Origin of the sequence: Mesorhizobium sp. M5C.F.Ca.IN.020.29.1.1, assembly GCF_003997375.1 — a bacterium.
Lineage (GTDB): Bacteria > Pseudomonadota > Alphaproteobacteria > Rhizobiales > Rhizobiaceae > Mesorhizobium > Mesorhizobium wenxiniae.
In genome coordinates, this window is sequence record NZ_RZSW01000931.1 from 1 (window position 1) to 1480 (window position 1480).

The 1480-nt window shown below is 62.9% G+C and carries 2 protein-coding genes; both read right to left on the reverse strand.

Annotation, left to right across the window (positions count from 1 at the left end; genetic code table 11):
* Window positions 1-454 (reverse strand): enoyl-CoA hydratase-related protein (locus EOA85_RS35105; protein ID WP_206523465.1); only part of this gene is annotated, 454 nt, incomplete at its 3' end.
* Between the two features lie 13 nt (window positions 455-467).
* The coding region (locus EOA85_RS35110; RefSeq protein ID WP_127212718.1) for an acetyl-CoA C-acetyltransferase at window positions 468-1480 on the reverse strand (1013 nt) is incomplete at its 5' end.

Here is a 1480-nt window from a genome sequence, read left to right on the forward strand (position 1 = left end):
CTTCGGGGAGCGCCATCTTGACCTTGTCGGAATCGGCCGCGACACGGCCATGGCAAGCGAGCGACAACTCGAATGCGCCGCCCATGCAGGTTCCGTTGATCGCCGACACCCACGGCTTGCCAGAGGTTTCCAGTTTGCGGAACAGGCCGGTCATATAGCCGGCATTCTCGAACAGCGCCTTGGTCGCCTTGTCCAGGTCCTTGGCTTTGTCGGCGGCGAAGGTCGCCAACATCTTCTGCAGCATGGTGATGTCGGCGCCGCCAGAGAAACTATCCTTGCCGGAGGTGATCACCGCCCCCTTTATCGCCGCGTCACTCGCCACCTTGTCGACGATGGCGTTCAGTTCCAGCATCGCTTCTTCGGTGAAGACGTTCATCGAGCGGCCAGGCATATCCCAGGTGACCAGCGCGATGCCGTCAGCGTCGATGTCGAGGGTGAAGTTGGTGTAGCTCATCGTCTTTCTCCCGTCAGACGCGTTCGATGATCGTTGCGGTGCCCATGCCGGCGCCGATGCAGAGCGTCACCAGCGCGGTGTTCAGGTCGCGGCGCTCCAGTTCGTCCAGCACCGTTCCGAAGATCATCGCACCTGTGGCGCCGAGCGGATGGCCCATGGCGATGGCGCCGCCATTGACGTTGATCCTATCGTGCGAAATGTCGAAAGCCTGCATGTAGCGCAGCACCACCGAGGCGAACGCCTCGTTGAGCTCGAATAGGTCGATGTCCGACAGCTTCATCCTGGCGCGCTTCAGCAGCTTCTCGGTCACGTCGACTGGACCGGTCAGCATCAGCACCGGTTCCGAGCCGATATTGGCGAATGCTCGGATGCGCGCGCGCGGCTTCAGGCCGAGCGACTTTCCAGCCTTCTTTGAGCCGAGCAGAACGGCCGCCGCGCCATCGACGATGCCGGACGAATTGCCGGCGTGGTGGACGTGATTGACCTCCTCCACCTCGGGATGCTTCTGCACCGCGACGGCATCGAAGCCGCCCATTTCGCCGGGCATGACGAAGGACGGGTTAAGTGCGGCCAGCGACTGCATATCGGTCGAAGGCCGCATGTGCTCGTCGTGGTCGAGGATGATCAGGCCGTTCTGATCCTTGATCGAGATCACCGAATTCTTGAAGCGGCGTTCGCCCCAGGCTTTGGCGGCGCGCTTCTGGCTCTCGACCGCATAGGCGTCGACGTCGTCGCGTGAAAAGCCGTATTTCGTGGCGATCAGATCGGCCGAGATGCCTTGCGGCACAAACCAGCCCGGCAGGCCGACCGAAGGATCCATGAACCAGGCGCCGCCGGATGCGCCCATGCCGACGCGCGACATCGATTCGACGCCGCCGGCGATGACGATCTCGTCGGCGCCTTGCGCGATCTTGGCCGCGCCGAAATTGATGGCGTCCAGGCCAGAGGCGCAGAAACGCGAGATCTGCATGCCGGGCGCTTTCGTGTCGTAACCTGCCTCGAAGGCGGCGGCACGCGGAATGACAG